At 54.8% G+C, this 23,830-nt stretch carries 25 protein-coding genes and 1 tRNA gene; 14 read left to right on the top strand and 12 right to left on the bottom strand.

Annotation, left to right across the window (positions count from 1 at the left end; genetic code table 11):
* The first annotated feature begins 145 nt into the window (after window positions 1-145).
* The 4 genes from ACMGG1_RS15120 to ACMGG1_RS15105 all read left to right on the top strand — a co-directional run bounded on the left by ACMGG1_RS15120 (window position 146) and on the right by ACMGG1_RS15105 (window position 1,554).
* Window positions 146-240, top strand: a tRNA-OTHER gene (locus ACMGG1_RS15120).
* Window positions 241-421: 181 nt separating this feature from the next.
* The gene (locus tag ACMGG1_RS15115; protein ID WP_128864201.1) at window positions 422-721 is read left to right on the top strand and encodes a hypothetical protein; all 300 of its coding nucleotides are present in this window, start codon (window positions 422-424) and stop codon (window positions 719-721) included.
* A 129-nt stretch (window positions 722-850) separates the two neighbouring features.
* Window positions 851-1,354 carry a YlaC family protein gene (locus ACMGG1_RS15110; protein WP_142815520.1) on the top strand — a complete coding sequence of 168 codons (504 nt, stop codon included), beginning with the start codon at window positions 851-853 and terminating at the stop codon, window positions 1,352-1,354.
* A 68-nt stretch (window positions 1,355-1,422) separates the two neighbouring features.
* Window positions 1,423-1,554: a hypothetical protein gene (locus ACMGG1_RS15105; RefSeq protein ID WP_012006291.1), complete on the top strand. Its 132-nt coding sequence runs from the start codon at window positions 1,423-1,425 to the stop codon at window positions 1,552-1,554.
* Window positions 1,555-1,781: 227 nt separating this feature from the next.
* On the opposite strand, the gene ACMGG1_RS15100 is transcribed toward ACMGG1_RS15105, so the two are convergent.
* From ACMGG1_RS15100 to mdoC, 4 genes are all read right to left on the bottom strand, one after another.
* Window positions 1,782-1,907: a hypothetical protein gene (locus tag ACMGG1_RS15100; RefSeq protein ID WP_255417459.1), complete on the bottom strand. Its 126-nt coding sequence runs from the start codon at window positions 1,905-1,907 to the stop codon at window positions 1,782-1,784.
* A gap of 274 nt (window positions 1,908-2,181) precedes the next feature.
* Window positions 2,182-3,903, bottom strand: a complete 1,722-nt coding sequence (locus tag ACMGG1_RS15095) for a potassium/proton antiporter (protein ID WP_128864202.1) — start codon at window positions 3,901-3,903, stop codon at window positions 2,182-2,184.
* A 301-nt stretch (window positions 3,904-4,204) separates the two neighbouring features.
* Window positions 4,205-4,432: a hypothetical protein gene (locus ACMGG1_RS15090; protein ID WP_020826300.1), complete on the bottom strand. Its 228-nt coding sequence runs from the start codon at window positions 4,430-4,432 to the stop codon at window positions 4,205-4,207.
* Between the two features lie 327 nt (window positions 4,433-4,759).
* Entirely contained in the window at window positions 4,760-5,890 is a 1,131-nt protein-coding gene (mdoC, locus tag ACMGG1_RS15085) for a glucans biosynthesis protein MdoC (RefSeq protein WP_187962689.1), read from the bottom strand.
* Between the two features lie 258 nt (window positions 5,891-6,148).
* Here mdoC and ACMGG1_RS15080 point away from each other — a divergent pair, with 258 nt between their 5' ends.
* From ACMGG1_RS15080 to ACMGG1_RS15070, 3 genes are all read left to right on the top strand, one after another.
* On the top strand, window positions 6,149-7,717 hold the full coding sequence (locus tag ACMGG1_RS15080; RefSeq protein ID WP_020826302.1) for a glucan biosynthesis protein G: 1,569 nt from the start codon (window positions 6,149-6,151) through the stop codon (window positions 7,715-7,717).
* The gene (gene mdoH / locus ACMGG1_RS15075; RefSeq protein ID WP_414160829.1) at window positions 7,710-10,271 is read left to right on the top strand and encodes a glucans biosynthesis glucosyltransferase MdoH; all 2,562 of its coding nucleotides are present in this window, start codon (window positions 7,710-7,712) and stop codon (window positions 10,269-10,271) included. The genes ACMGG1_RS15080 and mdoH overlap by 8 nt, the downstream gene beginning before the upstream one ends.
* Window positions 10,272-10,433: 162 nt before the next feature.
* Entirely contained in the window at window positions 10,434-10,679 is a 246-nt protein-coding gene (locus tag ACMGG1_RS15070; protein WP_104410961.1) for a YceK/YidQ family lipoprotein, read from the top strand.
* A gap of 1 nt (window position 10,680) precedes the next feature.
* On the opposite strand, the gene ACMGG1_RS15065 is transcribed toward ACMGG1_RS15070, so the two are convergent.
* Both ACMGG1_RS15065 and ACMGG1_RS15060 read right to left on the bottom strand, forming a co-directional pair.
* Window positions 10,681-11,229: a GNAT family N-acetyltransferase gene (locus ACMGG1_RS15065; protein ID WP_115059163.1), complete on the bottom strand. Its 549-nt coding sequence runs from the start codon at window positions 11,227-11,229 to the stop codon at window positions 10,681-10,683.
* 62 nt (window positions 11,230-11,291) lie between these two features.
* On the bottom strand, window positions 11,292-11,669 hold the full coding sequence (locus tag ACMGG1_RS15060) for a MysB family protein (RefSeq protein WP_020826306.1): 378 nt from the start codon (window positions 11,667-11,669) through the stop codon (window positions 11,292-11,294).
* 206 nt (window positions 11,670-11,875) lie between these two features.
* On the opposite strand from ACMGG1_RS15060, the gene leuA reads away from it, so the two are divergent.
* Window positions 11,876-13,546: a 2-isopropylmalate synthase gene (gene leuA / locus ACMGG1_RS15055; protein WP_048762066.1), complete on the top strand. Its 1,671-nt coding sequence runs from the start codon at window positions 11,876-11,878 to the stop codon at window positions 13,544-13,546.
* Here leuA and ACMGG1_RS15050 read toward each other — a convergent pair.
* A complete protein-coding gene (locus ACMGG1_RS15050; protein ID WP_046373925.1) occupies window positions 13,531-14,292 on the bottom strand; it encodes an AraC family transcriptional regulator in 762 nt (253 codons plus the stop codon). The genes leuA and ACMGG1_RS15050 overlap by 16 nt on opposite strands.
* A 140-nt stretch (window positions 14,293-14,432) precedes the next feature.
* Here ACMGG1_RS15050 and ACMGG1_RS15045 point away from each other — a divergent pair, with 140 nt between their 5' ends.
* The 4 genes from ACMGG1_RS15045 to ACMGG1_RS15030 are packed head-to-tail and all read left to right on the top strand — an operon-like array spanning window position 14,433 to window position 15,995.
* Window positions 14,433-14,744, top strand: coding sequence for an ArsR/SmtB family transcription factor (locus ACMGG1_RS15045; RefSeq protein ID WP_046373924.1), 312 nt, complete (start codon window positions 14,433-14,435; stop codon window positions 14,742-14,744).
* Complete coding sequence (locus tag ACMGG1_RS15040; RefSeq protein ID WP_261103214.1) at window positions 14,741-15,178, top strand: YeeE/YedE family protein; 438 nt, start codon at window positions 14,741-14,743, stop codon at window positions 15,176-15,178. Before ACMGG1_RS15045 ends, ACMGG1_RS15040 begins: the two co-directional genes overlap by 4 nt.
* Window positions 15,178-15,597 carry a YeeE/YedE family protein gene (locus tag ACMGG1_RS15035; RefSeq protein WP_020826311.1) on the top strand — a complete coding sequence of 140 codons (420 nt, stop codon included), beginning with the start codon at window positions 15,178-15,180 and terminating at the stop codon, window positions 15,595-15,597. The genes ACMGG1_RS15040 and ACMGG1_RS15035 overlap by 1 nt, the downstream gene beginning before the upstream one ends.
* Window positions 15,597-15,995: a VOC family protein gene (locus tag ACMGG1_RS15030; protein WP_020826312.1), complete on the top strand. Its 399-nt coding sequence runs from the start codon at window positions 15,597-15,599 to the stop codon at window positions 15,993-15,995. The genes ACMGG1_RS15035 and ACMGG1_RS15030 overlap by 1 nt, the downstream gene beginning before the upstream one ends.
* A 49-nt stretch (window positions 15,996-16,044) precedes the next feature.
* Here ACMGG1_RS15030 and ACMGG1_RS15025 read toward each other — a convergent pair whose 3' ends face one another.
* From ACMGG1_RS15025 to ACMGG1_RS15010, 4 genes are all read right to left on the bottom strand, one after another.
* Entirely contained in the window at window positions 16,045-17,598 is a 1,554-nt protein-coding gene (locus ACMGG1_RS15025) for a peptide MFS transporter (protein WP_020826313.1), read from the bottom strand.
* 473 nt (window positions 17,599-18,071) lie between these two features.
* Window positions 18,072-19,310 carry a multidrug efflux MFS transporter MdtG gene (mdtG, locus tag ACMGG1_RS15020; protein WP_048762076.1) on the bottom strand — a complete coding sequence of 413 codons (1,239 nt, stop codon included), beginning with the start codon at window positions 19,308-19,310 and terminating at the stop codon, window positions 18,072-18,074.
* Between the two features lie 199 nt (window positions 19,311-19,509).
* Window positions 19,510-19,794 carry a YciI family protein gene (locus ACMGG1_RS15015; RefSeq protein WP_020826315.1) on the bottom strand — a complete coding sequence of 95 codons (285 nt, stop codon included), beginning with the start codon at window positions 19,792-19,794 and terminating at the stop codon, window positions 19,510-19,512.
* Between the two features lie 251 nt (window positions 19,795-20,045).
* Window positions 20,046-20,966, bottom strand: coding sequence for a Kdo(2)-lipid IV(A) acyltransferase (locus tag ACMGG1_RS15010; RefSeq protein ID WP_044549768.1), 921 nt, complete (start codon window positions 20,964-20,966; stop codon window positions 20,046-20,048).
* 274 nt (window positions 20,967-21,240) lie between these two features.
* On the opposite strand from ACMGG1_RS15010, the gene ACMGG1_RS15005 reads away from it, so the two are divergent.
* Window positions 21,241-21,402, top strand: a complete 162-nt coding sequence (locus tag ACMGG1_RS15005; protein ID WP_122078576.1) for a histidine kinase — start codon at window positions 21,241-21,243, stop codon at window positions 21,400-21,402.
* An 18-nt stretch (window positions 21,403-21,420) separates the two neighbouring features.
* On the opposite strand, the gene ACMGG1_RS15000 is transcribed toward ACMGG1_RS15005, so the two are convergent.
* Entirely contained in the window at window positions 21,421-22,518 is a 1,098-nt protein-coding gene (locus tag ACMGG1_RS15000) for an NADH:flavin oxidoreductase/NADH oxidase (protein WP_414160828.1), read from the bottom strand.
* Window positions 22,519-22,725: 207 nt separating this feature from the next.
* On the opposite strand from ACMGG1_RS15000, the gene ACMGG1_RS14995 reads away from it, so the two are divergent.
* Window positions 22,726-23,796, top strand: coding sequence for a rhodanese-related sulfurtransferase (locus tag ACMGG1_RS14995; RefSeq protein WP_020826319.1), 1,071 nt, complete (start codon window positions 22,726-22,728; stop codon window positions 23,794-23,796).
* The last annotated feature ends 34 nt before the right edge of the window (window positions 23,797-23,830 follow it).

Below are 23,830 nucleotides of genomic sequence, written 5' to 3'. Positions count from 1 at the left end.
TAACTATCGCGGAATGAAAGTAATTGGCGGCTGAGGGAGGAATAGGCGAAAAAAACAAGATTTCTCTTAAAATTCAGTTGTTCATAGTTACTTGTGTTGAATCCATAGCATTAATATGGATAATAACGCCCCGAAGCAAAGGAATGCGCTATTAACTCAGTTGGCAGAGTGGTTGGTTTTATGATGCTTTTTTGGCTACAAAATTGATAGACGCGGGTTCGAGTCCTGCATAGCGCGCCAGCTTCCTTTACGGACCCGTTATTATAAAGCGCACCCGGGTTGATTTGCACTATCGGCTCCTTGTTGGGATTTTCGGGTGTGCTTTACCCTAACCGGTTCTTTTCTTAATCTTCCTCTGTTGTAATCGATCTTTGCTAGACTCTAATCAGGCAGGTTCGCTGCCCGGCAACAGGAGATCGCCATGTCTGAGTCCGATCAACTGCAGGAGTTATTGCAACGTGTGGTGGCGCTCGAAGCCAGAGAGAAGTCGCTTACCGCCGCCTCCAACGCCTATCAGGCAATTATCACCACCATGCTGGGCAACCTGGCTCAACAGGAGCGCGACAAGATTATTGCGATGATCGATCAGGCGCATGAACTGGCTTATGCGCGCGCTATTCAGCGCTGTAACGAACCGCAAAAGCAAAAAATCAAACAGGCCGACGATATCGCCCAGCGGATGTTTATGTTTGCGCAAGGCAAAAACTCGCTGCAGCGCTAGCCGCAGAGGGTATAACAGTTACCGATATTAAATTGCATAACTGATCTACCTGGGCAAACTGTACCTGTGTTAGTTTGAGGAATGATTATTGATAGCAATAATGTCCCCCCAAGGCATAAGGTTGTAGCTATGGACGCGATTAAAAGCATCTTGGTAAAAGAAATCGAACGGATCAATCGACAGGAAGGACGTGACGGCAAGTTGCGCTTCAATAGCGAATTTGCGCGCGATCACCGCTATCTGTGTCTCGCCATGTTTGCCGGTTATTTTGCCGTGATCGCCGTGATGTATCAGGTTCCTTACATGGGCTTCATCGCGTTTTTGGCTTTCACCGCCTTCGTTCTGTTCATGTTCGCCATGCTGTTGATTGAAATCAAACCGGTCTATCGCTTTGAAGATATTGGCGTGCTGGATCTGCGCGTTTGTTATAACGGCGAGTGGTATTTCACCCGGGCGCTGTCGCCGCAGTCGGTGAAGGCATTGCTGGATGAACCGACGATCGGTGCCGCGACGAAAAATCGCATGCAGGAAATCATCGCCAATAAAGGCGAGATCGATTTCTACGACGTCTACGATCTGGCGTACTCAAAGAAGTCGCAGGATGAACAGCCGCAGGTGGCCGTGCTTAACTGAGGGTTTCCGCTCGCGCGGTTGTCGATTATACTCACGCATTGAAGTCAGATAAGCCTGAGGAAGTTACGATGAGTGATGATATTTTCGATTTTGATATCGATGCCGAATTGGCGCAAGCAGAAGAAAAAGCGGCGCAGAAAGTGAAAGAACTCCCCGAGATCCTTGAGGACGAGGCGGACTGCGAAGGCTGTAAAATCTGATCGCCATCGCCTTTAAAGAACCGCTTCGGCGGTTTTTTTATGCTCCAAATTTGGGGTTGCGGGCAAAAAAAAAGCCCGTTTCAGGCGGGCCAACACTTAAGTCGTATGAGGGATTATTTTTATAACTCTCTGCGTCTAGCTTACGCGCAATGGCCGGTAAGTGATTTCGGTGTTTTGTAACAAAACGGTAGTTGTAGTGTTGCTATGTTACTGCGCCTGGCTGGGGATTAATCCAGTACAAATCCCCATATCAGCAATACCGCCACAATAATCACGCAGAGTGCGGAGACGGTAACCAGTATCTTTCCCAGAATGTCTTTTTCTTGCTGCTGTGCCACGTTAACGTTATCCAATTAAGAGTCTATGGACCAAATCGGCGACGCCCAGGTCCAGCACTATAACAGTCAGTGCGAGCCCCAACATGGCCGATAGAAATCGAATTTTACTGTTCAAATCGATACCCATCACCGCGATGCGATGTTCCCAGAGTAAAGGTTAAAACGCCGGAGCTGAATGCCCGGTTTGGGTTATTCCAGAGGTTAAGAACCTTCCCAGGCTTATAAGTTCCGTCTGTTTGAAAGGTCCGCTGCGGGCATGGCCGCGCAGCAGACCGGTTATGCGGAGGGATCAGTCAGTAACAATTCTTACGCCGACTTTACTGATCGCATTGCCATCCATTTCGGCGATGGTCCAGGTCAGGCCATCCCATTCGATCTGATCGCCCACTACCGGTTCGCCGCCAATCAGTTGAATGACGAATTGGCCGAGCGTTTGCTGTTCATCCACGCCTTCGTGCAGATTCAGGCCATAAACCTGTGAAATATCGCTCAGGCGCGCGTCCGACTGCAGGATAAAATCACCGAAGAAGCGTTCATCCAGCGTAACCACCGGCGCCTGGCTAAATAACTTACCCAGTACCGGCAGGTCGTGCTCGTGACCGATAACGCACAGAATGTCATCTTCGCGTAGTCGTGTGCTGCCGCTGGGGTGCAACAGCTCTTTGCCTCGGAACAATGCCGCAATGCGCGTACCCGGTGGCATTTTCAGCTCACGCAGCGCGGCACCGACGCACCAGTTTTCGGACGACAGCTGATAAACAAACTGCTCCCACTGGTTTTCAGGATGAACATCCAGCCCAACCCGTGAAATCGGCGCCAGCGCCGGCGGAACGATCACCTTGGCTTTCTTCGCGGCGAACGACAGGGTAGTCCCCTGCAGCAACAGGGAAACCAACACCACAAAGAAAGCCACGTTGAAGAACAGCTGGGCATTGGGCAGGCCGGCCATCATTGGGAAGACGGCCAGAATCACCGGTACGGCCCCGCGCAGGCCGACCCAGGAGATAAAGCTGCGTTCGCGTAAGGTAAAACTGCGGAACGGCAACAGCCCGATAAATACCGACAGCGGTCGGGCAAACAGGATCATCCACAGCGAAAGCAGCAGGGCAGGGATGGCGATCGGCAGCAGCTCATGCGGATTCAGCAATAATCCCAGCACCAGGAACATGCCGATCTGGCTCAGCCATGCCAGGCCGTCGAAGGTTTGCACGATGCCGTGCCGGTTGCGGATCGGGCGATTACCCAGCATCAGGCCGCACAGGTATACCGCCAGAATGCCGCTGCCGTCCAGTGCGGTGGTCAGGGCAAAAATCAGAATGCCGCCGCTGACGGCCAGCAGTGGATACAGCCCTTCTGCCAGTTTAATGTGGTTGATTAACGTCAGCAGCAGCCAACCGCCGCCAAGACCAAAGACAACCCCCATGCCGAACTGCTGCAGCAGATGGAGAGGGAACATCCAGCTCAGCGTGGTTTCGCCTGCGGAGATCATCGCAATCAGCGTAATGGTAAGGAACACCGCCATGGGATCGTTGCTGCCGGATTCGATTTCCAGCGTGGCGCTGACGCGTTCGTTCAGTCCTTTGCCGCCTAATAACGAGAAGACTGCCGCGGCGTCGGTGGAGCCGATAATGGCGCCAATCAGCATGCCCTGCAGCAGATCGAGGTTGAACAGCCAGGCGGCGGCCAGCCCGGTCAGCCCGGCGGTGATCACCACGCCGATAGTTGCCAGCGAAAGTGCCGGCCATAGCGCGACGCGGAATGAGCTGACTCGGGTACGCATCCCGCCGTCCAGCAGGATCACCGCCAGCGCCAGGTTACTGACCAGATAGGCCACCGGATAGTTGCTGAAAACGATACCGCCCGGACCATCGACCCCCGCCAACATGCCAATGGCCAGGAAGATCACCAGAATAGGAATACCCAGGCGTGACGAAAATGAACTGAGAAGAATACTTGCTCCCACCAACACGGCACCGATGATGAACAAACTGTTAATGGTGCTGGCATCCAAAATGACGTTCTCCTGCAGGCTGGGGGGAAGGGCGTTGCGCGCTAGCGCAGATACTCCCTGATGATAGCCTGTTTTTCAGGTAAAACGCCAAGCCTGATTCATAAAACAGTTTGACCTTTATTGTCATTTAAGCGGAGAACCATATGGAAGCGGGGAGAAACCGGTGAACTTCTTTCTTTTATCTATATTTATCAGCTTGCTGTGATCGTGCTTAGGCAATAAATGGTGGGTGTTGCCGTGCCTGGAGAAGGAAAAACCATTAAACCCCCTCCAGGAGGCTTAATGGTTTGCAGGCGAGGCGTTATAAATGGTCGAGTGACTGCAGGGCCCGTCTGATCAGCTCGGCAGCCAGTTTTCTTTCTGACTCTGAAATACCGTCAAGGTTAAGGCTGGAAAGTTCGGCGACCAGAATGCTGCGATCCTTGCCGCTGATCGACGAATCCAGTGCGGAAAGCAACCGGCCAAGAATTTTCAGTAGGGTGGCGTTCTCTGGTACGGCTTCCTGAGCCGAAGTGTCTTTATCAGTCATTAAAAATCCTCTCTGTCGTGACGGAAGGGAGATGCTGCAAGCCTTGTCGCGATGGTGACAAGGCCGTCCCTTAGGGTTCATTGAGCCCAATCGCTACCGTAAGGCAGGGATGTGGATTTCCACTTATGCATTGCCGTTATAACAACTCGCGGCAATATGCTCCAGCATAACTTTGCCTTAACTTTCGCCATAGGGGTGAGCAATCTGTGCTCAGTGCTTGAATCACCAGGCGCGTTGCCGGTGCGAAGGTAAATGATAAAGGTACTGGTAGACGAAGCGATGACAGTGAGCTACCCGGCAAGCCGAAACGGCTGCCGGGCAGTAGGATTATTGCGGTTTACCAGAGAACAGAAAACGGAACAGCGGGATACGCTTGTGCAGTTCATATAACAGGAAGGCGCAAGAGAAGACAAACACCAATCCGGCCAGAAAACCCAGCAGGTTATTGTTGATATGTGGCGTCACAAAAGCGCCATATATCAGGGTTAGCGGATGGTGCACCAGATATATAAACAGCGATGCATTCACCAGATAAGTGATACGCGGTGAGTGATAGTTCAGCAGATTATGTCCGAATGAGAAAATCACGTTGGCCATCAGGATCCCCAACAGGGTTTTGATCAGCACTTCCAGCTCAAACATATAGCTGCTGTGAGCCAGAAACTTCTGATTCAGCATATAGGCAATGAACAGCAACAGCGAACCGAGCAGCGCGCCGAGGGACGGTTTGAGGAAAATCTCTTTCAGCCACACGTACTTAAAGGCATAGGCGCCCAGGATGAAGAACGGCAGGTAGAACATCGTCTCCATCACCACAAAATTGAACAGGCCATTGGAGAGTAAAGCTGGCGCAAAAATTAAAATAATACGGTGCGCGGCCGAATAGCATAAAGCATAAATAAGAAAGAGCAGTGAGATGTTTCCTAATCCGGTCATTTTATTTATCGGGTAGGGAACGGTATTATTTTTAAGTGCCTTGATTTTTTTGAACAGATAAAAACATAGGGTGGTCAGCAATGACAGAGTTAATAAAAACCACAGGTGAGAAACCAGTTCCCAAACTGTTACATTTATTTTCTGATAGAGCGAAAAATTTTCCCAACCGTTTAATTTGTCCGTGAAGTATTTCAGCATGAAAAACTGCGGCACCGTTATTAACGGAATCGAACTCAGCAGGGGGATCGCCACTCGCTCAAGCCTGACCTTCAGCCACTGGTGGCGCTCGTAGCGCTCATAGAGCATGTAAGAGAAGTAGCCGGAAATCACGAAGAACACCTGCATGCGGAAAGCATGGATGAAGTCGTTCAGCACCGTCAGCGAGAAGGAGGGGCTGGCGCTGTTTACCGCCCAGCTATGGCTGGAATAAATCAGAGAAAGATGAAAAGGGATGCCGAGCAACATCAAATAAGCCCGGATCGAATCGAGGAAAAACTCGCGTTGGTTGCTGCCTTTAGTCATAGGTTACCGCTGGTGATTTTATCGAGTGGTCATTAACACGCTTAATAAGTCGGCAATGGTTAAATCGAATCACAAACCCTACTATACCGTTTCACATTTTTCCATAGCGTCTTGATGCGCGGCTTGCTACGCTGGTGTTTAGTCAGCTGCTTAAACTATGAGCCATAAACATGAACCATCCATTTATCATGTTGTCGGAAAGCTGAATAATCCATTAATATGGATTTAAATGATTTGAGCACACGAATAGGGGGGGATGTGCTAGTTAATATATTATCCAAAAAACCACGCGCCGCGAGCGTACGTTGGTTAGGTGCGACCGTATTGTTCACGCTGTTTACTTCGCCGGCATGGGCTTTTTCTATAGATGATGTGGCCAAGCAGGCGCAGGATCTGGCAGGAAAAGGCTTCGAAGCCCCGAAGAGCAACCTTCCTTCTCAATTCCGTGAGATGAAATTCGCGGATTACCAACAGATTCAGTTCAATCACGATAAAGCCTATTGGAGCAAACTGAAAACCCCTTTCAAGCTTGAGTTTTATCATCAGGGGATGTACTTCGATACGCCGGTGAAAATCAATGAAGTCACCGCGACCAGCGTAAAACAGATCAAGTACAGCCCGGACTACTTTAACTTCGGTTCGGTAAAACACGATCCGGAGTCGGTAAAAAACCTCGGTTTTGCCGGTTTCAAGGTGATTTATCCGATCAACAGTGCGGATAAGAACGACGAAATTATGAGCCTGCTGGGCGCGAGCTACTTCCGCGTGGTAGGTAAAGGGCAGGTTTACGGGCTTTCCGCACGTGGCCTGGCGATTGATACTGCGTTGCCTTCCGGCGAAGAATTCCCGCGTTTCCGCGAATTCTGGGTTGAACGTCCGAAGCAGGGCGACAAGCATCTGGTAATTTACGCGCTGCTGGATTCACCGCGTGCTACCGGGGCTTACCGTTTTGTGGTTTATCCGGGCCGCGACACCACCGTGGACGTTGAGTCCAAAGTGTTCCTGCGCGACAAAGTCGGCAAACTGGGCATGGCACCGTTGACCAGTATGTACCTGTTCGGGCCGAGTCAGCCATCGCCAACCCTGAACTACCGTCCGGCGCTGCATGACTCCAACGGTCTGTCTATCCATGCCGGTAACGGCGAGTGGATCTGGCGTCCGTTGAATAATCCGAAGCATCTGTCCGTCAGCACTTACCAGGTCGAAAACCCGAAAGGTTTCGGTCTGCTGCAGCGCGGCCGTAACTTCAAGGATTACGAAGATCTGGACGATCGCTACGATCTGCGCCCAAGCGCCTGGATCGAGCCACGCGGCGACTGGGGCAAGGGCAAGGTTGAGCTGGTGGAGATCCCGACAGCGGATGAAACCAATGACAACATCGTTGCTTTCTGGACGCCAGACGTTCTGCCGGACGCCAAAACTCCGCTGGCGCTGAGCTATCGCCTGCATTTCACCCGTGACGAAGACAAACTGCATTCGCAGGACATTGCCTACGTCAGCCAGACCATGCGTTCAACCGGTGACGTGAAGCAGTCCAACCTGATCCGCGAGCCAGACGGCAGCGTGGCATTCCTGGTTGACTTCGTTGGCCCGGTACTGAAAGGCTTGGACGGCGCTACGCCGGTTGCCTCTCAGGTGAGCATCGGCGACAACGGTGAAATGGTAGAAAACAATGTCCGCTATAATCCAGTGACCAAAGGCTGGCGCCTGACGCTGCGTCTGAAAGTGAAAGACGACAAGAAGCCGGTAGAAATGCGCGCAGCGCTGGTCAATGGTGATAAGACCCTGTCGGAAACCTGGAGCTATCAGCTACCTGCCAATGAATAAGCCTACTCAACTTGCCCAGGATTATCTTGCGGCAATGCCTCTGACCGCTGAGCGGTCAGAGGCGCTTAAACCACAGCCGGGGGCGGATGACGCCCAGGCTTTTGAGGCGCTGCATCGCAAGATGGGCGCTGATGATGCCAACGTCAATACGCTGTCTGCCGATGACGTCACGCTGGCCTCGGTCAAAACACGAATCGAAGACGCCTGGCCGGATGCGGTTAGCGACAAAGATTTCGATACCGACGTGGAAGGGCGCAGCATTCTCAAGGCTACGCCGCCAATCAAACGCACCAGCATGTTCCCGGAAGCCTGGCGAACCAACCCGGTAGCGCGCTTCTGGGATTCTCTGCTGGGACGCACGCCACACAACCGTCACGCCTCCAAAGAGGAAGCCGCGGCGGAAAACCGCTGGCGCGTGGTCGGCTCGATGCGTCGTTATGTGCTGTTGGTGCTGATGCTGGTGCAGACCGGCATCGCCACCTGGTACATGAAAACGATTCTGCCGTATCAGGGCTGGGCGCTGATCGACCCGATGGCCATGTGGGATCAGGATCTGATGCAGTCGGTGCTGCAACTGCTGCCTTATGTGTTGCAAACCGGCATTTTGATCCTGTTCGCGATCCTGTTCTGTTGGGTCTCGGCCGGTTTCTGGACTGCGCTGATGGGCTTCCTGCAGTTGCTGATCGGCAAAGACAAATACAGTATTTCTTCCACCATCAAAGGCGATGAGCCGATCGACCCGACGCATCGCACCGCGTTGATCATGCCAATCTGTAACGAAGACGTCGAGCGCGTGTTCGCCGGCCTGCGCGCGACCTATGAGTCCGTCGCGGCCACCGGCCAGCTCGAGCATTTCGATATCTACGTGCTGAGCGACAGCTACGACCCGGATATCTGCATGGCGGAACAGAAAGCCTGGATGGAACTGTGCCGCGACGTAGATGGCCATGGCCGTATCTTCTATCGCCGTCGCCGTCGCCGCATGAAACGCAAAAGCGGCAACATCGACGACTTCTGCCGTCGCTGGGGTGGCGAATACAGCTACATGGTGATCCTGGATGCCGACAGCGTGATGAGCGGTGAGTGTCTCACCGGTCTGGTGCGCCTGATGGAAGCCAACCCGAACGCCGGTATCATTCAGTCTGCGCCGAAAGCATCAGGCATGGATACGCTGTATGCCCGCGTGCAGCAGTTTGCCACCCGGGTTTACGGGCCGCTGTTTACTGCCGGTCTGCATTTCTGGCAGTTGGGTGAATCGCACTATTGGGGCCATAACGCCATTATCCGCGTGAAGCCGTTTATCGAACACTGTGCGCTGGCACCACTGCCTGGCGAAGGCTCTTTTGCCGGCTCCATCTTGTCGCATGACTTTGTGGAAGCCGCGTTGATGCGCCGTGCCGGTTGGGGCGTGTGGATTGCTTACGATCTGCCGGGCAGCTATGAAGAACTGCCGCCGAACCTGCTGGATGAGTTGAAGCGTGACCGTCGCTGGTGCCACGGTAACCTGATGAACTTTCGCCTGTTCCTGGTCAAGGGCATGCACCCGGTACACCGTGCGGTGTTCCTGACCGGTGTGATGTCCTACCTGTCGGCACCGCTGTGGTTTATGTTCCTGGCGCTGTCTACCGCGCTGCAGGTGGTGCATACCCTGATGGAGCCGCAGTACTTCCTGCAACCGCGCCAGCTGTTCCCGGTGTGGCCGCAGTGGCGTCCTGAACTGGCGATAGCGCTGTTCTCTACCACGCTGGTGCTGCTGTTCTTGCCTAAACTGTTGAGCATTGTGCTGATCTGGGCGAAGGGTGCCAGGGAGTACGGCGGCGGTATACGCCTGTTCCTGTCGATGCTGATGGAAATGCTGTTCTCGGTGCTGCTGGCGCCGGTGCGCATGCTGTTCCACACGGTATTCGTGGTCAGTGCCTTCCTGGGTTGGGAAGTGGTATGGAACTCGCCACAGCGTGACGATGATGACACCCCTTGGGGCGAAGCCTTTAAACGCCACGGTTCACAGATGCTGCTCGGTCTGGTCTGGGCTGGCGGTATGGCCTGGCTGGATCTGCGCTTCCTGTGGTGGCTGTCGCCAATCGTCTTCTCGCTGATCCTGTCGCCGTTCGTTTCGGTCTTGTCGAGCCGTGCGACGTTAGGTATCAAGAGCAAGCGCGCCAAGCTGTTCCTGATCCCGGAAGAGTACTCTCCTCCTCGCGAACTGGTGGCAACGGAAGAATATCTGCAGCTTAACCGTGAACGCGCACTGAGCAATGGCTTTATGCACGCGGTGGTCAATCCGTCATTCAACGCATTGGCGACGGCGCTGGCTACTGCGCGTCACCATCTGCGCGGTGCCATCGAGCGTAATCGTGAAGAGCGAGTGAACGAGGCGTTGGAGCTGGGGCCGGAGAAGCTGGTGAAAGGCAAACGTCTTGAGCTGCTGAGCGATCCTGTCGCGCTGTCGCGTTTGCATCAGCGGGTTTGGCTACTGCCGCAGGGCGCCGCCTGGCGCGAGTTTTATCAGCAACTGCCGCACAATGAGCGGGCTCATCCGGTGGGTCAGCGTTAAAGGCTGATCGGGTGACCTGAACGGGGAATACGCATAGCGTGTTCCCCGTTTTTTTTGGTATTTGGCTTACGCAACGCCGACAAACTCACGTGAAAAACTGTGTTAAAATTCGCGCCGGGCGTTGTGGCCCCACAAAACAAACCCGGGGCAAAAATCATTTTGGTGAATCTCTCTTCTCTTCTTCGTCTGGTATTGCTGGTGGCAGGAGTCACGGCGTTAACCGGCTGCGGCAGTATTATCAGTCGCACAGTGCCGGGGGCCGGGCACGGCCATCAATATTATCCGGGCGTTCAGTGGGATCTGCGCGATAGCCCCTGGCGGTATATCACGGTCATTGATGTGCCGCTGTCGATGGTGGTAGATACCTTTATGCTGCCGTTTGACGCCCAACACGGCCCCTACGAATAAGCTAATCCCCGGTGGCAAATACCACCAGTTGGTAACCCTGATCACCACAGCGGAACGGAGCCAGCGCCGTCATCTGCAAGCCCTGTACATGGGCCGCCAACGAATGCGGGTTACTGTCGTCAATAAAGAGCGCGCCAACGTCGAACTCCTTGCGGGTACGCGCCTTGACGGCGGCGTAGAGCTGCTTCAGCACGCCTTTGCCACGCCAGGCGCTGTCAAGGCACACCGGACCATATAGAAACACCCGCTGCTCACTCAGTGGCCGTCCCTTGAATGATTGGCCGGCCAGCGTGTCCAGCATTGCATCCACCACCGGCGGGTGCGGTTGCGCATTCGTCGGCATCAGGCAGACAAACCCGGCCAGGGCTTCACCTTCGACCGCCACCAGAATGCCCAGCCCCTGGTTAATGCTTGTGAGCTGCGCTTCATTCATGCGCGAGACGATAAATCCCTGGCGCTTTTGGCTGTCGCTCAAGTTTGCCGGGGTGTTTTGTGTTTGCAGTTGCAAAATCGCGGGGAAATCTTCGGGACGCGCCTGGCGGATAATCATGCAGCCTCTCAGAAAATCATAGGGTGAAGGGCGGGGGATTGTCTGCTCCCGCCCGTGATCATTCAACGCTCATCCCACTCGTCGGCGGCTGTTTGGCCCTCTTCGGTATCCAACGGCGGATCGAGCTGGAAGTCTCCTTCTTCCCACTCGTGCAGCGTATTTTCCTCAATCCATTCGGCGCTGATTTCGACTTCGTCATAATCCCCGTCGAAAATAGCCTGAGCGGCAGCGCCGCTGCGTAACGTCAGGCATTCGACCGATTCGCCTTCTTGTTCAAAGAATTCGGCCTGCCACATGATATCACCATCCAGCATCACGTATTTTTGCAGATTGAACTGTTGCGGCACCGGCGGTTCGTCGTCGTTACCGCCTTCGGCAGACTCGATAAACTCCTCGCGCGCCGCTTCAACGGCTTCTTCCAGGGTTGCATACAGGCTCATATTTTTCTCCAGTCAGGGTAAGCATTGCTCAGGGCTGGGTGCGCCGAAGCGCCATGACAAACGTCAGAAGTAATTGTTGCCGCACTGGCGCAGGATGCAAATTTTTTTGTTGTCCGTTTCGCGACGATAGTTGTCCGCTAAGCGGGAGCAGGAGGGATCACGGCAGGAAATAATAGGGCATTGCTTATTACCGCCAGGAGAGTGCCATGTTAACCGACCCTTCAATCAAATACCGTCCGTTCCCGCCCGTGACCTTGCCGGATCGCCAGTGGCCGGGCCGCACTTTGCAGCAGGCACCGCGCTGGTGCTCCAGCGATCTGCGTGACGGCAATCAGGCGCTGGCGGAACCTATGGATAACGCCCGCAAACACCAGTTCTACCAGATGCTTCTGGCGTGCGGGTTCAAAGAGATTGAGGTGGCGTTTCCTTCTGCCTCGCAAACGGACTTCGATTTTGTCCGCTCGCTGATTGATGAGCAGTTGATCCCGGATGACGTCAGTATTCAGGTGCTGACCCAATCGCGAGACGATTTGATCGACCGTACCTTCGACGCGTTGCGTGGTGCACCACGCGCCATCGTGCACCTGTATAACGCTACCGCACCGATGTTTCGTGAAATCGTCTTCAAACAGGACAAGGCGGCAACGGTAGCGCTGGCGGTTAACGGCGCGCTGCGCATTCGGCAGCAGTGCGAGCAGCAGCCGGAAACGGCATGGACCTTCGAATATTCACCGGAGACTTTCTGCTTTACCGAGCTGGAGTTTGCGCTGGAAATCTGTGAGGCCGTTGCCGATGTCTGGCAGCCTGGGCCGGGGCGGCCGATGATCATCAACCTGCCGGCCACGGTGGAGGTCAGTACGCCGAACGTCTACGCCGACCAGATTGAGTGGTTCTGCCGGCGTTTCAGTCAGCGCAACCGGGTGACCATCAGCGTGCATCCGCATAACGATCGTGGCACCGGAGTGGCCTGCGCCGAGCTGGCAATGCTGGCCGGTGCCGATCGGGTCGAAGGTTGTCTGTTCGGCAACGGTGAACGCACCGGCAATGTCGATCTGGTGACGCTGGCGCTCAACCTGTATACCCAGGGCGTTGCGCCGGGGCTGGATTTCAGCCAACTGAAGCAGGTGGTGGAGGTGGTTGAGCAGTGTAACCAACTGCCGGTTCATCCGCGCCATCCTTACGCCGGTGAGTTGGTGTTCACCGCCTTTTCCGGCTCTCATCAGGATGCGATTAAAAAAGGCTTTGCCGCCCAACAGCAGAGGCAGGACGGTCTGTGGCAAGTGCCTTATTTACCGCTCGATCCGGCGGACGTCGGCTGTAGCTATGAGGCGGTGATCCGGGTTAACAGCCAGTCGGGCAAAAGCGGCGCTGCCTGGTTGTTGGAGCAGAACCATGGGCTGTCGTTGCCGCGTGGATTGCAAATTGATTTCAGCAAGGTGGTGCAGCAGGCGACAGACGGCAGCGGCAAAGAGATGACCACCGCCGAGCTGTGGCGGCTGTTTAGAATCAGCTATGGATTGGTGGAACAACCGCGGCTGCAGTTGCTGAGCTATCAGACCGAAAGCCACAGCATCGAGGCTTATAGTTTCAGTGCCAGGGTGTTGTTCGAAGGGCAACAGCAACGGCTGCTGGGGGTAGGGAACGGTTTGTTGTCCAGCGCGGTGGATGCGCTGCGTCAGCGCTTTGGCTTGAATTTGGCGATAGAGGATTATCACGAACACACGCTGGGGCATCAGAGCCAAAGCCGTGCCGTGGCCTATATTCGCTGTACGCTGGCGCACGGAGAGGCGGCTTACGGGGTCGGCATCGACGTCGATTCTGCCAGCGCTTCCCTGCAGGCGTTGTTCAACGTGGCTGCGCGTTATTTAGCAAAATAAGTGCTGGGTGCAACGCCCAGCTGGCGGCGGAACATGGCGCTGAAAGCACTGGGGCTGTCATAGCCCAAGTCCAGCGCCACTTCCAGCACCGAATGTCCGGCGGCCAGGGCATTCAATGCCGCCAGCAAACGGGCGCGGCGCACCCAGTCGCCAAAACGCAGCCCGGTTTCTCGTTGAAAACGTCGTGACAGCGTGCGGCCGCTGACGTTGATGTAACCAGCGGCCTGTTCTAACTCCCAGGGGTGTGCCAGCGATTGCTGAATATGCCGGCACAACCTTAATAGGGCATCGCTGCGCGGTTCGGGCAAATTCAGCGGCAGGATTGGCAGCACACGCAGTTCATCCAGGATCAGCTCCATAATTCGTTCTTCACGACCTCCCGCCGGATAATCCGCCGTAATGTCCATCGCACAGATAATCAGCTCACGCAGCAACGGGGATATTTGCACCACTTCGCAGCTTGCCGGCAGGTCGGCTCGTGCCAGCGGATCCACCAGCAGCGCTCTTGCCGCCACTTTACCGGTGATTTGCAGACTGTGTTCTACCCGCGCAGGCAGCCAAACGCCACGCCCTGGGGGGACCACCCAACTGCCCAGACGAGTATTCACCTGCACTACGCCGCTCAGGCTATGAATCAACTGTGCACAGTCGTGGTAATGGAGCGGTTCGAACTCGCCGTGCTGATAATCTTTGGCGACCGGCACAATCGAGCGGTTCGCGGGCACAGCGTCATGAAAAAGCAGCATTTCTTGGGGCATCCCCGGTCCACGGAAAATCATAATGGCAGCATGCCACGCCGATACCTTTCATACCAGCCTCTGGTACGGTGAGGCGTTATAGTCTATAAATAAACAATATATAATTTAGTAAATTGTTTGGAGGGAAGATGGATATCGACAGTATGCGGCAGGCGGCAACGCAGGCCGGGGCATTGCTGCGGGCGCTGGGCAATGAAGATCGTTTACTGCTGCTGTGCCAACTCAGCCAGGGCGAGATGTCGGTGGGGGAGCTGTCACAGGCGCTGGAGATCCGCCAGCCGACGCTTTCGCAACAGCTTGGGGTATTGCGTCAGGAAGGGCTGGTATCAACGCGGCGCGACGGTAAACAAATCTACTATGCCGTTTGCGATCGGAAGGCGCTGACGCTGCTTAATACTTTATATCAACTCTTTTGCCCGGCACGGGAGGAGAGGCCATGACCGTCGACTGGTTGCATTTTACCCCGCTGTCCGCGCTGGTCGGCGGGGGGATAATCGGCAGTGCGGTGGCGCTGTTGTTGCTGTTTAACGGCCGCGTCGCCGGCATCAGTGGCATTACCGGTGGCTTGCTGACGCCGCAGGGTAAAGAGAAAGGCTGGCGGGCCGCATTTCTTGTCGGGTTGCTGATTTCGCCCTGGCTGTATCGTATCGCCAGGCCTTTACCGGACATGCCGGTTAACGGCAGCAGTTTATGGCTGATCGCCGCCGGGATATTGGTCGGGCTGGGTACTCGCCTGGGCGGCGGCTGTACCAGCGGTCACGGTGTTTGCGGCGTGGCGAGATTGTCTCCGCGTTCATTAGTGGCCACGGCGGTATTTATGCTGTTGGGGTTTATTACGGTATGGGCCGTCCGCCAGTGGGGAGGGTTAACGTGATGTACCGATCCGTGTTTGCCTTACTGAGTGGCGCCATCTTTGGCCTTGGTCTGATCGTCGCCGGAATGGCCAATCCCGCCAAGGTGCTGGCTTTTCTCGATGTCACCGGCCACTGGGATCCGTCACTGGCCCTGGTGATGGTGGGAGCGATTGCGGTGGCGGCACCGGCGTTCTTTTGGGTTCGCCGCCGACCACGTACCTTGTTAGGTGAAACAGTACAACTCCCATCTTCCCGCCGCATCGACCGCCGCTTATTGGCAGGCAGCGCGCTGTTTGGCATCGGGTGGGGAATGGCGGGCATCTGTCCCGGCCCGGCCTGGGTGCTGGCCGGAGCGGGCTCGTCAGCCGGCTGGCAGTTCGTTGCGGCAATGCTGGCAGGAATGGCGTTGTATGAAGTTATTCTGTTTTGGAGAAAATAATGCCGATAGCTAACGCGGTGTTGCGCATTGCCCGCCCGACCGACAGGTTACAGGAGATTGCGACCCTGTACTGCCAGGGCTTGGGCTTCGAACGGCTGGGTGAGTTCCGCGATCATCAGGGTTTTGATGGCGTAATGGTCGGGCACCCACAACGGGGTTATCACCTTGAGTTTACTCATCATCGGGGAGTGGCGGTGGGGCAGGCGCCGACGCAGGATCATCTGCTGGTGTTTTATCTGCCGGATGAACAGGAGTGGGTTACAGGATGCCAACGCATGCTGACCGCCGGTTTTCGGCGCGTTGCGGCCTACAATCCCTACTGGGATGCCCATGGGCAGACATTTGAAGATCCGGACGGTTACCGGGTGGTGTTGCAACAGCAGGCGTGGGGGCAATAAAAAAGCCAGCGCACCGGGCGCTGGCTGAAAGGGTCAAGCGAAAAGGCTATCAGGCGTTGGTTGCCGGTTTCTGCGCGCTTTTACCCTGAGTATTTTCCATCATGCGACGGATAGGGACGATCAACAGGGTCAATACCGCGGCACAAATCAGCAGCGCAATCGAGCAGCGTGCGAACAGGTTAGGCAGCATTTCCAGTTGGTCGGCCTTAACATGGCCACCGATCAGGCCGGCAGCCAGGTTACCCAGCGCGCTGGCACAGAACCACAGGCCCATCATCTGGCCGCGCATTCTTTCCGGGGCCAGCAGAGTCATGGTCGCCAACCCGATTGGGCTAAGGCAGAGTTCGCCCAGCGTCAGCATCAGGATACTGCCCACCAGCCACATCGGCGACACACCGGCACCGCCGTTGCTCAGCACGTTCTGCGCGGCCAGCATCATCAGGCCAAAGCCTGCTGCGGCGAACAGAATGCCGATAACGAACTTGGTGATGCTGCTCAGGCGTACCTTGTTACGTGCCAGCGCAGGCCATGCCCAGCTAAATACCGGTGCCAGCAGGATAATAAACAGGGCGTTGATTGACTGGAACCATACCGCCGGGATCTCGAAATCGCCGATCATACGGTTGGTGTAGTCGTTGGCGAACAGGTTGAACGAGGTCGGTTTCTGTTCGAATGCGGACCAGAAGAAGGCGGCTGACACCAGCAGGATAAAGCAGACCAGCAGGCGGGCACGCTCTTTGCGGCTCAGGCCGGCAAACACGAACAGATAAATAAAGTACAGGGTCACCGAGGCGGCAATCACGTAAACCAGCATGCTGGCTACTGCTACCGGGTTAATCACGATGATGCCTTGGGCAATCAGGGTGATAACCACCGCGACACCGACGGCTAACGCCAGCAGCCAGCGACCGACGCCGTTTTTCTTGGCGACCGGGCTGTTCCAGGTGGAGTCCAGGCCGACTTCGCTGTCATAGCGTTTCATCGCCGGTACCGCAAAGACGCGGAAGATTACCAGCGCCACCAGCATCCCGATCCCGCCGATGCCGAAGCCCCAATGCCAGCCGTGGGAACGGATCAACCAACCGGAGATCAGCGGGGCGATGAACGAGCCCATGTTGATGCCCATATAAAACAGCGAGAAACCTCCGTCGCGGCGGTTGTCGCCTTTCTTATACAGCGTGCCGACCATCACCGAGATACAGGTCTTGAACAGGCCAGATCCCAGCACGATAAACATCAGGCCGATGAAGAACAGGTTATTGCCCATGACGGCAGACAGCGCGATCGACAGGTGGCCCAGCGCGATCAGAATCGAGCCGTACCACACCGCTTTTTGCTGGCCAAGCCAGTTATCCGCCAACCAGCCGCCCGGCAGGGCAGCCAGGTACATGCTGCCGGCGAAAATGCCGACAATCGCCGAGGCGTTTTCACGTGCCAACCCCATACCGCCGTCGTAAACGGTGGCGGCCATGAACAGGATCAGTAATGGGCGAATGCCGTAAAACGAGAACCGCTCCCACATTTCGGTAAAGAACAGGGATCCGAGCGGATAAGGATGGCCGAAGAAGGTCCGGCTTTCTTGTTTATTAACAGAGGATTGCATAACGTCTTCCCAATAAAATGCGCCGCAATGATGCAGCTTATACTGTGGTATGTATGTGTATTTAAGGAAGGTGATCCACCCAATGTGGATTACCCGACAAAACCGTTGCTGCAGCGCCCGTTAACCGTGGAAAGCGCGTTAGCCTTTTTTCACTTGGCCAATGATTTACAACTGGCGTGATATTATTTAACCATTTGATAACTGGATGATGGTTTTGTCTAGTCCCTGTATCCCATTTTTTAGATGAAAAGTCGACAAACATCTCCTTTCCTGGTTTTTATGTTGGTTAAGGCGGGATTGTTATTGACAGCTGGTTTATTGCGCTAAAAGTTAATTATCTGTTTAAAAACATGGAATTACATTGGGATTGTTCTTATGGGAATAGGGTGGAGAGGCGCAGAGGGTATCAATACTAAAAGTAAGGTAAACAGGGACTCGGCTCTGTTTGAGCACAGAACTGGTGATAAATACGGCTATTGCTCTTCTTGCAGGGTGTCTTCACGCATTCGCGTCGGGCGTCGTTGCAAACACCACCAGGAATAAATTGCATTGAACAGCACCACCATTGCGGTCACGCAGAACACCGCCCGGAAGCCGTAACTGGCAGAAACCGCTGCGCCCATCAGCGGGCCGCTGACGTTGCCTATATCCCGGAATGACTGGTTATAGCTAAAGATCCGGCCGGCCACCTGATTGGTGCAGTTATAAATCAACAGTGTTTGTACGGCCGGCAGCAGTGCGCCATCGGCGGCACCAAGCAGGAAGCGCAACACGCCGAGCTGCCATGGGGTTTGCACAAAGGCCATGGGGATCAGCAACAGCACCGATACGATCAGCATAAACACCAGAATGCGCTCCGGACCTATCCGGTCGCCCAGCTTGCCTAACCGCGGTGCGCTCATCAGTGCGGCGACGCCGGGGACAGAAGCGATCAGGCCGCTGACGAAGGCCAGGTTATGAATATTGCCGGCCAGGTCGCGCACGTAGAGGGTCAGAATCGGCGCAATGGATCCTGTGGCAACCTGAATAATCATAGTGGTCACAAACAGACTGAGGATAAGCTTGGGGCTTTTCAGTGCTGCGAAAACCTGGCGAGCATGCAGCATGTCTTTCTTCTGTACCGGGGTGAATTGTTCTTTAACGTACAGCAGCGTTAAAACAAAGCAGGCCAACAGCACGCCGGCGGTGATGTAGAACACCGGTCGCAGGCCGTACTGGTCGGCCAGTAAACCGCCGATCAACGGGCCAATCAATGCCCCGCTGACGCCGCCGGTGGACAGGGTGCCCAGCGCCCAGCCGCTGCGATTGCGCGGTACCTGGGTGGCAATCAGCGCGTTGGCGTTGGGAATAAAGCCACCGAGCAGGCCCAACACCGCGCGCAACGCCAAGAACTGCCAGATATTCTGCGCCATACCCATTAAAAGCATCACAATCGACATGCCCAGCGCCGATCGCAACAGCATCAACTTACGCCCGCGGCGGTCGGCCAGACCGCCCCAGAAAGGGGAAGCAATTGCTGAAAACAGGAAGGTGATGCTGAATACCAGACCGGACCACATGTTCAAGGCTTCGTGACCGGTAACACCGAGGGTTTCTACATAGAGTGGCAGGAAGGGCATGATCAGGCTGAACGCGGCACCGGTCAGGAAGCACCCCAGCCAGGTGACGAAAAGGTTGCGTTTCCAGTTGATGGGTTCTGGTGCCGAAGCCATAAATTCCTGCTGCAAAAGGAGGAGCGCTTTGCGCGTGTGCACAGGCAATGGGGCAAAGCAAAAAAGTTAGCCTGGTAAGTATGCGCTTAATTATAGGCGGCATCAATCGATGTGGCAGGGGATATTCTGAAAATGAAATAAAGTTTTAAAAATTGAATATAGACAGTATTCCGCGCTGTGCGCGCGGAAAAAAGCTTACTTAAAGCCCGGCGAGCAGTTCAAAACCGCTGGAGGTTGTCGAGAGGGCTACGTCGGTTATCTCATAGTGAGCCACGGCATTGAAGGGATCTTGCGCCACGATGGTATCCAGCTGTGAACGATCTATCCCTTTCACCAGGATCACACCGCCAGTGCGCGGGTTTTTGCGACCGGAGGCGATAAAGGTGCCGTCCTGGAAGTATTTTTTCAACCAGGCGATGTGCCCCTCGAGGTGGCTGTCGACTTCTTCTATCGGGCGATGGTAGGTCAGGCTAACGATGTACATAACGGCTCCAGGATGAACGACGAAGGCTTTACCATCCCACCGTTGCCGTCGTTTCTCAAGATCTGCGGCATAAAAAACTAACCCGCCAAACGGCGGGTCAGGATGTTGATAAAGTTCTGTGTACTTAAACGTTATGTTTTGTTTGCTGGTAAAAACGAAGGATTATGTCTTCAGCTTTACCCCAAACATCCGAAAACCACGTTTTTCGGGTGTTTGTCATTAAACTAACCCGCCAAACGGCGGGTCAGAAGTCAGTAGAGTGAAGGCTCGCCTTCTGGGCGGGTCTTGAAGCGACGGTGTAGCCACATGTATTGATCCGGTGCCATCAGGATCTCTTTTTCGACCACTTTATTCATAAACGCAGCGGCCTCGAGCTCATTATCCAGCGGGAAGTTTTCCACCGCCGGCTGCATAATCAGCTCATACCCTTTAGCGTCCGGCAAGCGGCGTGGGGTAAAGGGAATAATGGCCGGTTTGCCCATTCGTACCAGCACGTAGCTGCCGGTGGTGGTGGCGGCTTTTTCAACGGCGAACAACGGGGCGAACACGCTGCTGCGCGGGCCGTAGTCGTGGTCCGGAGCGTACCAGATAATATCACCCTGTTTCAGGGCCCGGATCATGCCTTTCACGTCTTTGCGGTCCAGCATGGATTTGTTGGAGCGCATGCGGCCCCAGGTTTGCAGCCAGTCCATCAGCTTGTTGTCGTGCGGCCGATAAACGCCGATGCCCGGATTATGAATGCCAAAGATGCGGGCGCCCAGTTCCAGCGTCAGAAAGTGCAGACCGATCAACAAAACGCCCTGATGGTTGTCACGTGCTTTTTGAATATGCTCCAGCCCGCTGACCTTGAACCACCGTTCGATACGCCAGTTCGGCCAAAACCACGCCATGCCGGTTTCAAACAGCCCCATGCCGACGGATTCAAAATTCTGTACCACCAGCGCATCGCGCTCGGCCTGTGGCATATCCGGGAAGCACAACACCAGGTTACGTTGGGCAATCGCCACGCGGCGCTTGAGAAAACGCATGGAAAAACGGCCAAGTCGAGTGCCAAGACGATAAATAATCGGGTAAGGCAGCAAGACCAATAAGTAGAGCAAACCGATACCGAACCAGGTAAGCCAATAACGCGGATGCAGTAAAGAACGATTAAAAGAGGGAACTTGAGTCATGTGTTCTCAGCTTAGAAGCAGTCATTTAATGATAATAACAGAGTGATAGTATGGCTGACATCCAGAAGAGATTTGGCCGTCTATCCATTTTCTGCCGTTTATAACCGAGTATTGTGGCACTTTTATCACGCAACGTGAAAAAACACCGCATTAAAACATAATTTTTAGTGATGAATGGACATGATTTGGCGATTAATTGGGCTGATGCGCTCAAAAGGATAAAGTTGGCAGTCGTGGGCGGCGTATAATTTTGCCCAAATTTTTAGGGGGATGTATGTTGGCTTCATGGTTAAGTGCGGGTTTATTAGTCTCAGGAGCACTGTTGGGCAGCGTTGGCGCACACCTGCAGTTAAATCCGTTACTGCTGGTGGCAGGTGTCGCATTGCTGGCAGGTATCGTGATTTCCGGTTTTACCGAATGTCGGGGCAGAGGCTGAGCATCTACCCCAGAATCATCAGTCGTTTTTGAACAACCCTTTCAATACGTGCGGTTCAGAACGCCAATATTGCGGTGGCGCGCTGACCTTCTCGCCCAATTTGGCGGCGGCGTGCCATGGCCAACGTGGGTTGTAAAGGATACCGCGCGCCAGCGCCACCATATCCGCCTGCCCGGTGGCGACAATCGCTTCCGCCTGTTCCGGCTCGGTGATTAACCCCACGGCAATGGTCGGCAGCCCACTTTCCCGCTTGATGGTCTCGGCGAACGGCACCTGGTAATTCGGCCCCACCGGGATTTTCTGCAATGGCGAAAGGCCACCGCTGGAAACATGGATGTAGTCGCAACCCAGCTCCTTCAGCGCTTTTGCCAAGGCTACCGACTGCTGTTCATCCCAGCCGCCCTCGACCCAGTCGCTAGCGGAAATACGCACGCCAAGCGCTTTTTGTGCCGGGAATACGGCGCGCACTTCATTATAAATCTCCAGCAGCAGACGCATGCGGTTTTGCAATGAACCGCCGTACTGGTCGTTACGTTGGTTAGACAGCGGTGACAGGAACTGGTGTAGCAGATAACCGTGTGCGCCATGCAGTTCAATCAGTTCAAAACCTAGCCGTTCGGCGCGTTTCGCCGCAGTAACGAACTGCGCTTTCAATTGTTCAATTTGTTCCAGGCTCATTGCTGCCGGAGAGGCATCATGCTGGGCGAAGGGGATATCCGAGGCGGACAGCGTCTGCCAGCCGCCGTCTGCTCTGTTCAGTTGGCCCCCACCGGCCCAGGGAACGGCACAGGATGCTTTGCGCCCGGCGTGGCCGAGCTGAATGCCCAGTGGCAAAGTGGCGTGTTTTCTTACCGCTTGTACCACTTCTGCAAGCGCCTGTTCCGTCGCGTCGTCCCACAGGCCGAGATCGTTGGGGGTGATGCGTCCTTCGGGGGCGACCGACGTGGCCTCGACAATCAACAGGCCTGCGCCGGACAATGCCAGATGACCGAGATGCATCGTATGCCATTCGGTGGCCTTGCCGTTATCGGCGGAGTATTGGCACATCGGTGCGATAACTATACGGTTGGGCAAACTCAGTTTCCCCAGCGTAATCGGGGTAAATAGCTGACTCATGACGTCCTCCAGGTCCGTGGTAAAAATGGGATAAGCTCCCTTAAGGCTTATCGAGATTTGTGAGCGACGTCAAGCTTCCAGCCTTTGTTATCACCGGTGCGTTAATGCTGTTTTGAGCTACATTTTCGGGTATTATGTGCGCCGCGCGTGGGCCGGCGGCCGGCGCGCATCAAAATCAGTCACCTCCGAAAGACAGGAAAGTACACCATGCCAGTGTTACATAACCGAATTTCTAACGAGGAACTGAAGGCGCGCATGCTGGCGGAAACCGAGCCGCGCACCACAGTTTCTTTTTATAAATACTTCACCCTCGACGATCCCAAAGCGTTTCGCGACAGCCTCTATGTTCAGTTCGACAAGCTGAAGGTGTTTGGCCGCATTTATGTGGCGAAAGAGGGCATCAACGCGCAAATCAGCGTACCGCAGAACAAGTTCGAAGCGTTTAAAGCCGCGTTGTTTGCCTCGCATCCGGCGTTGGATCAGGTGCGTCTGAATATCGCACTGGAAGACGACGGCAAATCCTTCTGGGTGCTGCGCCTGAAGGTGCGCGATCGCATCGTCGCAGATGGCATTGATGATGAAAGCTTCAACCCAGCGAATGTCGGTGAGTATTTACAGGCCGATCGCGTAAACCAGATGATTGACGATCCGGATACGCTGTTTGTCGATATGCGTAACCACTACGAATATGAAGTCGGCCACTTCGAGAACGCCATCGAAGTGCCTTCAGATACTTTCCGCGACCAGTTGCCGATGGCGGTCGAGATGCTGCAGGACAATAAAGACAAAAATATTGTCATGTATTGCACCGGCGGTATTCGCTGTGAAAAAGCCAGTGCGTATATGCTGCATAACGGCTTCAAAAACGTCTATCACGTGGAAGGCGGCATTATTGAGTACGCGCGCAAGGCGAAAGAGCAGGGGCTGCCGCTGAAGTTCGTCGGCAAAAACTTTGTGTTCGACGAGCGCATGGGCGAGCGGATTTCTGACGATGTGATCGCCAATTGTCACCAGTGCGGCGCACCTTGCGATACCCATACCAACTGCAAGAATGACGGCTGTCACCTGCTGTTTATTCAGTGCCCGAGCTGTGCCGCCAAGTTTGAAGGTTGCTGCAGCGAGATCTGCCGCGAAGAGCTGAAGCTGCCGCGTGAAGAGCAGCGTGCACGCCGCGCCGGCCGTGAGAATGGCATCAAGATTTTCAATAAGTCGAAAGGGTTATTGCAGACCACGATGCATATTCCGGCACCGGAAGAAGATAAAGGCTCAGCCAACTGAGCCTGAAATAAGCGCGGCGTTCTTGCCGCGCTTT

Origin of the sequence: Serratia sp. BNK-12 (assembly GCF_047456085.1) — a bacterium.
Taxonomy (GTDB): Bacteria; Pseudomonadota; Gammaproteobacteria; order Enterobacterales; family Enterobacteriaceae; genus Serratia; species Serratia liquefaciens.
Note: the sequence above shows the minus strand (reverse complement) of the source record. Positions and strands in the feature narration are given on the sequence as shown.

What these genes read in the sequence shown, in the direction of transcription:
- ACMGG1_RS15115 (WP_128864201.1), top strand. Translation starts at nt 422, where the DNA reads ATGTCTGAGTCCGATCAACTGCAGGAGTTATTGCAACGTGTGGTGGCG.
- ACMGG1_RS15110 (WP_142815520.1), top strand. Translation starts at nt 851, where the DNA reads ATGGACGCGATTAAAAGCATCTTGGTAAAAGAAATCGAACGGATCAAT.
- ACMGG1_RS15105 (WP_012006291.1), top strand. Translation starts at nt 1,423, where the DNA reads ATGAGTGATGATATTTTCGATTTTGATATCGATGCCGAATTGGCGCAA.
- ACMGG1_RS15090 (WP_020826300.1), bottom strand. Translation starts at nt 4,432, where the DNA reads ATGACTGATAAAGACACTTCGGCTCAGGAAGCCGTACCAGAGAACGCC.
- mdoC (WP_187962689.1), bottom strand. Translation starts at nt 5,890, where the DNA reads ATGACTAAAGGCAGCAACCAACGCGAGTTTTTCCTCGATTCGATCCGG.
- mdoH (WP_414160829.1), top strand. Translation starts at nt 7,710, where the DNA reads ATGAATAAGCCTACTCAACTTGCCCAGGATTATCTTGCGGCAATGCCT.
- ACMGG1_RS15065 (WP_115059163.1), bottom strand. Translation starts at nt 11,229, where the DNA reads ATGATTATCCGCCAGGCGCGTCCCGAAGATTTCCCCGCGATTTTGCAA.
- ACMGG1_RS15060 (WP_020826306.1), bottom strand. Translation starts at nt 11,669, where the DNA reads ATGAGCCTGTATGCAACCCTGGAAGAAGCCGTTGAAGCGGCGCGCGAG.
- leuA (WP_048762066.1), top strand. Translation starts at nt 11,876, where the DNA reads ATGTTAACCGACCCTTCAATCAAATACCGTCCGTTCCCGCCCGTGACC.
- ACMGG1_RS15050 (WP_046373925.1), bottom strand. Translation starts at nt 14,292, where the DNA reads ATGCTGCTTTTTCATGACGCTGTGCCCGCGAACCGCTCGATTGTGCCG.
- ACMGG1_RS15045 (WP_046373924.1), top strand. Translation starts at nt 14,433, where the DNA reads ATGGATATCGACAGTATGCGGCAGGCGGCAACGCAGGCCGGGGCATTG.
- ACMGG1_RS15040 (WP_261103214.1), top strand. Translation starts at nt 14,741, where the DNA reads ATGACCGTCGACTGGTTGCATTTTACCCCGCTGTCCGCGCTGGTCGGC.
- ACMGG1_RS15035 (WP_020826311.1), top strand. Translation starts at nt 15,178, where the DNA reads ATGTACCGATCCGTGTTTGCCTTACTGAGTGGCGCCATCTTTGGCCTT.
- ACMGG1_RS15030 (WP_020826312.1), top strand. Translation starts at nt 15,597, where the DNA reads ATGCCGATAGCTAACGCGGTGTTGCGCATTGCCCGCCCGACCGACAGG.
- ACMGG1_RS15025 (WP_020826313.1), bottom strand. Translation starts at nt 17,598, where the DNA reads ATGCAATCCTCTGTTAATAAACAAGAAAGCCGGACCTTCTTCGGCCAT.
- mdtG (WP_048762076.1), bottom strand. Translation starts at nt 19,310, where the DNA reads ATGGCTTCGGCACCAGAACCCATCAACTGGAAACGCAACCTTTTCGTC.
- ACMGG1_RS15015 (WP_020826315.1), bottom strand. Translation starts at nt 19,794, where the DNA reads ATGTACATCGTTAGCCTGACCTACCATCGCCCGATAGAAGAAGTCGAC.
- ACMGG1_RS15010 (WP_044549768.1), bottom strand. Translation starts at nt 20,966, where the DNA reads ATGACTCAAGTTCCCTCTTTTAATCGTTCTTTACTGCATCCGCGTTAT.
- ACMGG1_RS15005 (WP_122078576.1), top strand. Translation starts at nt 21,241, where the DNA reads ATGTTGGCTTCATGGTTAAGTGCGGGTTTATTAGTCTCAGGAGCACTG.
- ACMGG1_RS15000 (WP_414160828.1), bottom strand. Translation starts at nt 22,518, where the DNA reads ATGAGTCAGCTATTTACCCCGATTACGCTGGGGAAACTGAGTTTGCCC.
- ACMGG1_RS14995 (WP_020826319.1), top strand. Translation starts at nt 22,726, where the DNA reads ATGCCAGTGTTACATAACCGAATTTCTAACGAGGAACTGAAGGCGCGC.